The 9,049-nt window shown below is 53.4% G+C and carries 8 protein-coding genes; 1 reads left to right on the forward strand and 7 read right to left on the reverse strand.

Annotation, left to right across the window (positions count from 1 at the left end; genetic code table 11):
• From B4H10_RS08935 to B4H10_RS08965, 7 genes are all read right to left on the reverse strand, one after another.
• Nucleotides 1–367, reverse strand: a 367-nt coding sequence (locus B4H10_RS08935; RefSeq protein ID WP_292018689.1) for a TetR/AcrR family transcriptional regulator, incomplete at its 3' end; no start/stop codon positions are given.
• 174 nt (nt 368–541) lie between these two features.
• Nucleotides 542–1,054, reverse strand: a complete 513-nt coding sequence (gene thiW, locus B4H10_RS08940; protein WP_075582208.1) for an energy coupling factor transporter S component ThiW — start codon at nt 1,052–1,054, stop codon at nt 542–544.
• Nucleotides 1,047–1,856, reverse strand: a complete 810-nt coding sequence (gene thiM, locus B4H10_RS08945) for a hydroxyethylthiazole kinase (protein WP_292018690.1) — start codon at nt 1,854–1,856, stop codon at nt 1,047–1,049. Before thiM ends, thiW begins: the two co-directional genes overlap by 8 nt.
• An 11-nt stretch (nt 1,857–1,867) precedes the next feature.
• Nucleotides 1,868–2,329 (reverse strand): YhcH/YjgK/YiaL family protein, encoded by a 462-nt coding sequence (locus B4H10_RS08950; RefSeq protein ID WP_170087773.1) that lies wholly within the window; start codon nt 2,327–2,329, stop codon nt 1,868–1,870.
• A gap of 21 nt (nt 2,330–2,350) precedes the next feature.
• A complete protein-coding gene (gene ftsY, locus B4H10_RS08955) occupies nt 2,351–3,295 on the reverse strand; it encodes a signal recognition particle-docking protein FtsY (protein WP_059077145.1) in 945 nt (314 codons plus the stop codon).
• 2 nt (nt 3,296–3,297) lie between these two features.
• Nucleotides 3,298–6,852, reverse strand: coding sequence for a chromosome segregation protein SMC (gene smc, locus B4H10_RS08960; protein WP_292018691.1), 3,555 nt, complete (start codon nt 6,850–6,852; stop codon nt 3,298–3,300).
• Between the two features lie 192 nt (nt 6,853–7,044).
• Nucleotides 7,045–7,722: a DUF554 domain-containing protein gene (locus B4H10_RS08965; protein ID WP_075582205.1), complete on the reverse strand. Its 678-nt coding sequence runs from the start codon at nt 7,720–7,722 to the stop codon at nt 7,045–7,047.
• A 209-nt stretch (nt 7,723–7,931) separates the two neighbouring features.
• On the opposite strand from B4H10_RS08965, the gene B4H10_RS08970 reads away from it, so the two are divergent.
• A complete protein-coding gene (locus B4H10_RS08970) occupies nt 7,932–8,885 on the forward strand; it encodes a magnesium transporter CorA family protein (RefSeq protein WP_059077142.1) in 954 nt (317 codons plus the stop codon).
• Nucleotides 8,886–9,049 lie beyond the last annotated feature (164 nt).

Raw genomic sequence — 9,049 nt, forward strand, 5'->3', positions numbered from 1 at the left:
CCTGCCAGTCCCGTTCAGAATAGGTCTGCATGGTAGCGCAGATTTCCGGCATTTTCGTAAAAATCTCCTTGGCTTTACGCACAGAAAATACCTTGCCGCTGGCATTGACATTAAAATACTCCACCAGTTTCTCTTCTGCCGTAAGATCCGGATCCTGCAACAATTTCACATGGCGGGTATATATTTCATCCATCAGTGAATATAATGCTTCTATAATCATTTCCTGCTTGGACGAGAAATGCTCATACAAAGTCCGTTTGCTGATACGGAGACGACGGGCCAGATCATCCATATGGAAATTTGGGCCATGCAGGCGCAATTCGTCTACCGCCGCCTGTAAAATCTGTTCACGGATATCTTTATTCATGCACTCACCCTATCCATCCTCCACTTCAAAAAGGACTGTGTCTGAAAAAATAACAACAAAAAACTCAAATAGAAAACTCAGTACCAATTTATAGTTTAATATACGGGACTGCATTAGTCAATGAAAATCTACAGTCCCGCAGGAATTTGTTTCGTTTTAGAACTATCTATTCTGTTATCGTTTCAGCATGTCTTCGACCATCCGTTTCAGCGGAATGATTTTGAGGAAGACAGCCCCGCAGATGGCACCGATGAATGTGTTAGGCAGGAAGGCGACGACAAAAAACCAGAGGGCAACGGCTTTGGAATCGAGGATGAAGGCGGCCAGAGGGTAGGCAACCAGTCCGCCCAGTATGCCCGTACCAAAAATTTCCCCGACGACGGCGCCCCAGATGGACCCGGTCTTCTTATACAAAATCCCCGAAAGGCAGGCGCCGATCATGCTGCCCGGATAAGCCAGAATGGTGCCGACTCCCAGGGCGATGCGGATAGAAGAAATACAGAAAGCACCGGCAACCGAATAGCGCCATCCCAGCAGAACGGCCAGGAGGACATTAATCAAATGCTGCAGGGGAAATACACGGGCGCCCCCAAACGGGAACGATACAAGAGGGGCCAGGAGAACGCCGAGAGCAATAAAAATAGCTGTAAAGGTGAGTTTCTTCAAGTATACATTTTGATTATTCATCGTAATTCAGGACCTTTCCACAGGTAAGATATGTTTCTGTTTGCAACTGGTATAACGCATCGATAAGATGCAGGTGAAACGTACCCGGCCCCTGGGACAGGCGGGCTGCTGTTTCCCCGGCAATTCCCATGGAGAGGATACCGCTTACAGCCGCCGTAAACGGGCCGGACACGGCTGCAAAGGACGCGATGAGCGATGTCGTCATACAGCCCGTTCCTGTCACATAGGTCAGGAGAGGCGTCCCATTTCCCAGGAGGACGCTGCGCCGGCCATCGGATACGGCATCAACCGGGCCAGTAATGGCCACTGTCGTTTTCAGCAGCCGCGCCAGATGGCGGACTTTTTCTATGGTCATGACTTCCCTGTCATGACTGTCCACGCCGGGATTGATACCGCTTCTTCCTGCAGCGAGGCACATCATTTCGCTCATATTGCCCCGGATAACGGCAAGGGGCAGCCGTGCTGCCAGCTGCAGTGCGCCCTGCGTCCGGTACGTCGTACCACCGGCACCTACGGGATCCAGCACGATGGGGACATCCTTCTCTGCTGCCGCTTTGCCGGCCCGTTCCATCGCATCTATCGTCCAGGGCTGAAGCGTTCCCATATTGAGGACCAGCGACGAAGCAGCTCCGGCCAATTCTCCTACTTCAGCGGGAGCCCAGGTCATGGTCGGCGATGCCCCTATGGCAAGAGTCGCATTGGCACAATCATTGATGGTGACGACATTAGTTATATGATGGACGAGAGGGCGTTTCTGCCGCAACCGCTGCAGCGCCTCTCCCGCTTCCTGTAATACATTCATGATATGTCCTCTCAGATATGGATTTTCATAATGATTTTACGGACGGGACCGCACAGCCCGTGAGGAGCACACAACGGGCGGTGGCCGTCGCCGGGAAGAAAGATAGCAAAGGTACCCGGTGTCATGAGGACCTGCGTATCATCTTCATAAGAACCGTCGTAGAACCAGATGTCATCATCGGGCCGTGCTTCTACGACCTTGCCCGAGTGGCACAGAGGCTGCCAGCCGATGTATTCTCTCCCGGCCAGTACCATCTGGATATCGATGTAAGACCGGTGCGCTTCTATCTTACGTGCCGACGCGTTTTCCGTCATGACTTCATCGATATTGAAGAAATTCGCTCCCGGAAGTTCATGCCGTCCCGGTTTGAGCAATGACGTATGAAGGGAGGCCAGTTCTTTGATCCAGGGCCGCAGCCATTCCGGCAGTGCCTGTACTTCCGTCTCCCATTGCCTGATATTTCCTGCATACATGAAAATCCCACCCTTCCAGAATTAATCCTCTTCTTGTTCTCTCTTTTCTACATTGCGGTCAAAGAGGGCATCGGCAAACTGGGCCGCATCAAAGGGGCGCAGGTCATCGACGCCTTCACCGACGCCGACCCAGCGCACAGGTACGCCCAGTTCCCGTTTGACCGATAAAATGACACCGCCCTTGGCCGTGCCATCCAACTTGGTGAGAACGACGCCCGTAAGCGGTACGACATCGCCGAACAACTTGGCCTGGCTGACCGCATTCTGCCCGGTCGTCGCATCGAGGACCAGCAGCGTTTCCTGCGGTGCCCCTTCGATATTGCGGGAGGCCACGCGGGCCATTTTCCGCAATTCTTCCATGAGGTTGGATTTCGTCTGCAGACGGCCGGCCGTATCGACGAGGAGGATATCCGTATGATGAGCCTTGGCCGACGCCGTCGCATCGAAGACGACTGCCGCCGCATCGGCTCCTTCCTGATGCTTCACGATAGGGACGCCCGTGCGGTCCGCCCAGATAGTGAGCTGTTCTGCCGCCGCTGCCCGGAAGGTGTCGCCTGCGGCCAGCATGACCGATTTGCCCTGCTGGGTATAGTATTTGGCCAGCTTGCCAATCGTCGTTGTCTTGCCGACGCCATTGACGCCGACGATAAAGATGACATCGGTCGTACCGGTGCAATCCGGTACGGGGTCGTTATTTTCTTCCAAAAGGGCTACGATGCACTTTTCCAGGTAAGGAATGACATCATCGCCATTCTGGATTTCCCGGCTCTTTACGCCGCTGCGGATCTGGTCGAGAAGATATTCCGTCGTTTCCACTCCTATATCGCCGGTGAGCATGACTGCTTCCAGATCATCGTACATCTCGTCATCAATTTTGGCATACCCGCGTACGACGGTCTCGATGTTCTTAATGAGCGAGCCTTTCGTTTTTTCCAATCCCTTGCGTAATCTTGAAAAAAATCCCATAATTAACTTCCTTTCTCTATCATATCGTCTACTTTAACGGTAAGCAGGCGGGATACGCCTTTTTCTTCCATGGTCACGCCCTGGAGCGTATTGGCTGCCTCCATCGTCTTGCGCCGGTGGGTGATGACGATGAACTGGGTCGTGCCACTATAATTCTTCATATACCTGGCCATGCGGATGACATTGGCTTCATCGAGGGCTGCATCAACTTCGTCAAACAGCACGAATGGTGCCGGATGGTAGGCCAGGAATGCCAGCAGCAGGGCAATGACGGTCAGCGCCCGTTCACCGCCGGAAAGGAGCGTCAGTGGCTGCTGCTTCTTTCCCGGCGGCTGAATGAGGATGGACACGCCGGACTGCAGAACATCCTGGCTGCCGGTCAGGGAAATATGGGCCGTGCCCCCGCCGAAAAGCTGGCTGAATATGCGCTGGAAATGACGGGCAATCTCAGCAAAAGCCTGGCTGAACTGACTGGACATGGCCTGGTCGATTTCTGCCACGACGATTTGCAGCCGTTTCCGCGATTCCAGCAGGTCATCGCACTGGCGATGGTAAAAGTCCCGTTTATCTACGGCGTTCTGATATTCCGTATCGGCATTGGGATTGATTTGTCCCAAGCCGGCAATCTGCTGACGCAAACGCGATACGCGTTCATTCAATTCGCGGAGAGAGCCTTCGCGGCGCCGTTTCATCGCCTCTTCCCGGCTCAGTCCCTGCCGGGCCAGGTGTTCTTCTCCCCGTTCAATCTCGCCACGGTACTTTTCCTGTTGCACTTCTGCCGCATGGACGCGCTGATTCCACTGTTCCTGTTCGTCCCTAAAGTCGTCTATCTGCTGTTCCAGCTCCCGGCTCTTCTCAAAATCGGCTTCCCGTGAAGCATAAAAGGCCTTTTTTTTCTCATCCTTGGCCTTCGTTTCTTTTTCTTTTTCCCGGATATGCGTTGTCAGGTCCTGCAGCAGCTGCCGCGTTTCGTCCTGACGCCGCCCGATGGATGCCAGCCGGTCTGCCGCTTCTTTCGATGCATCGGCGGCCTGCCGGGACAATTCTTCGTGCTGGCGGATCTGCTCTTCCAGATGACGGATCTGTTCTTCCAGGGTAGCCAGCGCTACCTGCCGGTCGGTCAGGGCATGACGGCACTGTTCCAGTTCGTCCTGTGCCCGCTGCTGTTCTTCTTCCAGTACTTTCGTATCGGCCGGCTTTTCGTCCATCCAGTCTGCGTACGTTTCTTCTTTCTGTACCAGCTCTGCCTGGATGTCCGACCGGGCTGCATACAGCTTCTGCAAGGTCTGTCCGGCTTCACGGGCCCGTTCCCGGGCCTGTTGTTCTTCCCGTTCCATGCTCTGCAGGCTAAGCTGCAGTTTCTGCTGCTCCATATCGGCCTGCCGGCAGGTCTGCTGCTGCCGGGATGCGGCCTTGTCTGCTTCGCCGGCCGCGCGGCGCAGGTCATTTCCCCTTTGGACCAGTTCCTGCAGCTTTTTCTCCGCTGCCGCCGCTTCCTGCTTCAAATCCTGCAGGGCCGCCCGCCGGCTGATGAGGGATCCTTCCCGGTTTTTTACGCTGCCGCCAGTCAGTGAGCCCCCGGCATTGAACAACGTCCCATCAAGGCAGACGATACGCAGCCGGTGCTGGTATGCCCGGGCTGCGGCAGAGGCGGCATCGGCCGTTTCTGCTACGAGCGTCTTATGGAGGAGAGACGAAAAAACAGGCTTGTACTTGTCGTCATACTGTATCAGATCGTCGGCAAAGCCGATAATGCCTGCCATGGCAGAAGCCGCTTCTTCGTCACGGGTCCGGCTGCGGGGCCGCACCGTATCCAGCGGCAGGAAGGTCGTCCGGCCGGCATGGCGTTCTTTCAAATAGGAAATAGCCTGCCGGGCCGTCCGTTCATCGTCGGTCACCACGTGTTGGGATGCTCCGCCCAGGGCGATGTCCAGGGCCGTCGCGTAAGCTGCCGGTATGGTACACAATTCGCCGACGACGCCACAGATACGCGGCCGCCACGGAAGCTGTGCCAGTAATACGGCTTTTACGGCACGGCCCAGTCCTTCATGTTCCTGTTCCATGCTTTCCAGCACGCGGATGCGCTGGGAAAGGGCCGCCGTCTTTCCCTGCAGGCTGCGGTACACCTGTTCTGCCTTCCGGAGCTGCTCATTGGCCTCCTGCTGCTTTGCTTCCCACGTCTTACAAAGAGCGGACGAAGACTGGAACTGCTGTCTGGCCTGTTCCAGATCATCCCTGACCTGTTGCACGGCACCGGCCATGCGGGATGCAGCCTGTTCCTGATCCGTCTTCGCCTGTTCCAGTCCGCCGGCCTGACTGCGGTTCTCTTCCAGGCGGCGGCGCAAATCTTCCATATCCCGTGTCAGGACGAATACATCCTGCTGCCTCCGGGCACTCTCTGTCTGCACCTGTGCCAGGGCATCGGCAGTTTTGCAGGCTTTTTCCCCGGCCTGGCGGAACAGTTCCTCTGTCAGGGAAAGGCCCTGACGGGCTGCATCCCGTTCCTGTTTTTTCCCTTCCAGCTGACTTGTATAGGCGGCCTTTTGTTCCTTGATCTGCCCTTCCTTTTTTTCCGCTGCCTGGACATCCTGCCCGGCCTGGCGGAACGATTCGGCCAGCTCCTGCTGGCGGCTGGAAAAGGCTTCGTGCCGGCTCTTCATGCTGTCCAGTTCATTGTGGACGGCCAGGGTCTCTTCATCGAGGCGCTGCAGGGCCGAATTTTCTTTTTCCATGCGCGTCACCAGCTGCTTCCGCAGGGCTGCCGCCTGTTCCAGTTTTGCCGTGACTGTATCCCGTTCCTGCTGAGCCGTGATGCGGTTATTTTCCGCTTTGGAAAGAAGTCGTTCGGCGTTGCGCAATTCCTGCAGGGCCAGCGTACCTTCATAGGCCAGCCGTTCGCCGTCCAGTTCCCGGAACGTCTGCAGCCGCTGTGCCTGTTCTTTCATCGGTTCCAGCTGGTCTTCCAATACACTCATCATATCGTGGATGCGTTCGAGGTTATGTTCCGTTTCTTCTATCTTGCGCAACCCGTCCTGTTTGCGGCTTTTATAGCGGCTGATACCAGCCACTTCTTCGAAGATGATCCGCCGTTCTTCCGGCTTGCTGTTCAGGATGCGGTCTACCCGGTTCTGGCCGATGACGGCCATCGAATCCTGGCCGATGCCCGTATCGGCAAAGAGGAGATGAATATCCTTGAGACGGCACGGCCGCTTATTAATGAAAAATTCACTTTCACCGGAACGAAATATGCGTCGTGTCACGACGACTTCCGTAAATTCGACGTCGAGCTGATGGTCGCTGTTGTCGAAATACAAAGATACTTCGGCCGCACCCTGGGGACGCCGCTTTTCCGTACCGGAAAAGATAATATCTTCCGACTTCTGGCCGCGCAGCTGGCGGACGTTCTGTTCGCCCATGACCCAGCGGATGGCATCAGAAATATTGCTCTTGCCGCTGCCGTTCGGCCCGACAATAGCCGTGATGCCTTTATCAAATGTCAGTGTTGTCTTATCTGCGAACGATTTAAATCCCCGCAGCTCCATCTTTAGTAATTGCATAGGCTGCCAACTTTCCCATCCAGATATCCCTATGGATAGGAGTCTGTCGTCATACCCATAGTCTTTCTGCTGTAATAAACATATTCTATCATACCATAGATATGTGAAAACACCAATATAGGAGTGGAAAAGAATGAGTAATAAAAAAACCGCAACAAATGACTCTATCATGCCATTTGTTACAGTTTTTTCTCAGCCGATGAAATGATAATAAATCATCGGTATGAACAAGGCCGGGAGGAAATCAGCAATTTTCAACTTTGTCGTGCCGAACATGTTGAGGGCTATCCCGAGGATCATGATGCCGCCTACGGCATTGAGCTCCCGGATGACATCGGCCGTCATGAGCGGCAGAAAGAGTGTTGCCAGCACGTAGAACAATCCCTGGTACACCAGGACGACGAGTCCCACCGGCACGATTCCCAAGCCGTATATGGTCGCAAAGATAAAAGCCGACGTAAAATCGAGGACGCTCTTAAAATACAACAGTTCATTATTACCGAGAGCCGCCTGGACCGGACCCAGGATTGCCATGGCACCGATGACCTGCATGGAAGACAAGGTGACAAATCCCTTGACGAAATTCGATTCATTGCCTGCACGGAGCCGTTTTCTCAGAAATTCCCCGAACTGCTGCATATGGTCCTCTATATGCAGCGCCGTCCCAACCAGCGTACCTACGATCATACTGGCCAGTACGAGGATGAGATTCTGCGTCGCTACGGCAGCCTGTATCCCCATAACGGCGACACACAGAGAAATGACGCCGAAAATGGCCTGCGTATAATGCTGGGGAATCCCCCGTTTCAGAAAAAATCCAATAAGCGCTCCCAAAGAAGTCATACAACCATTGAGTATGACAGCCAACATAATCCATTCCCCCATATCATAGAAAATAAAGCCATTTTATTATAGCAAATTCCCCTATTCCCCGCCACCATTACCTTGCCAGAGGCAGGCAGCTGCGATTTTACCGGATCCTTACATTTAATATGGCCTTTTCTCTTGACGAATAAGTAAATTATGATTATATTGTAGTTTGGACTTACAATACATACAAAGGGAAAGGGGCTGCCATCATGATTCAAGTCTATAAACACAATAATGGCCATCTGGAAGACAATATTTCTCTCGCCTCTGCTGAGAAAGGCTCCTGGATACATGTAGTCAACCCCGATTCAGAAGATCTCCAGCTCGTTTCCATGGTAACGGAAATTCCGACGGACGTCCTCAAGACTTCCCTGGATACGGAAGAACGGTCTCACGTGGAACTGGAAGACAATTATATCTTCATCGTCATCAACATTCCTATCATCCTGGAAACAGACAGCTATGATACACTGCCGCTGGGCATCTTCATCACGCCGGACTTCATCATTACCCTGTGCATTCAGGAAACGGAAGTCATGCGCACCTTCACGGAAAACAAATATCCCCTGTTTTATACATTCAAAAAAACGCGCTTTCTCTTCCAGATTCTGTACCGCACGGCGACGCTCTTCCTGCGGTATTTGCAGCAGATCAACCACCGGACCGATGACATCGAAAAAGACCTGCGCCATTCCATGCAGAATAAAGAATTCTTCCTGCTGCTGGAATTACAGAAATCACTGACTTACTTCACATCGGCCCTGCGAGGCAACGGCATCGTCATGGAAAAACTCATGCGCCTGCGCCGTAACACGGCCCTGCATCATCTGCTCAAGATGTACGAAGAAGACGAAGACCTCCTGGAAGACGTCATCATCGAAAACAAACAGGCTATCGAAATGGTCGAAATGTACTCCAACATCCTCATGAACATGTCCGATACTTTCGCATCGATCATATCCAACAATCTCAACATTGTCATGAAATTTCTCGCCTCGATTACGATCATCCTGGCCGTGCCGACAATCATCTTCAGCCTCTGGGGTATGAACGTTCCCGTTCCCTGGGCCGAAGACCCCTTGGGCTTCCCTATCATCATCGCCATTGCCGTCCTCTGCTCCGGTGCTGCCGTCGCCCTGCTCTGGCTCAAGCATTTATTTTAAGAAATACAATTTCGCAAAAAGCTGCCCCATCAGGCGGTCAGTCTGCTCATGATATGCTCTCTTCCCGGTAGACAAGTGACACAATACAAGCTTGTTTACCGGGAAGGGAGCATTTTTATGAAAAGGCACAAGTTCAAAGCAAGCGTAAGATAGCGTAAGATAGC

The organism is Megasphaera sp. UBA4382, from assembly GCF_002391155.1.
Lineage (GTDB): Bacteria > Bacillota > Negativicutes > Veillonellales > Megasphaeraceae > Megasphaera > Megasphaera hexanoica.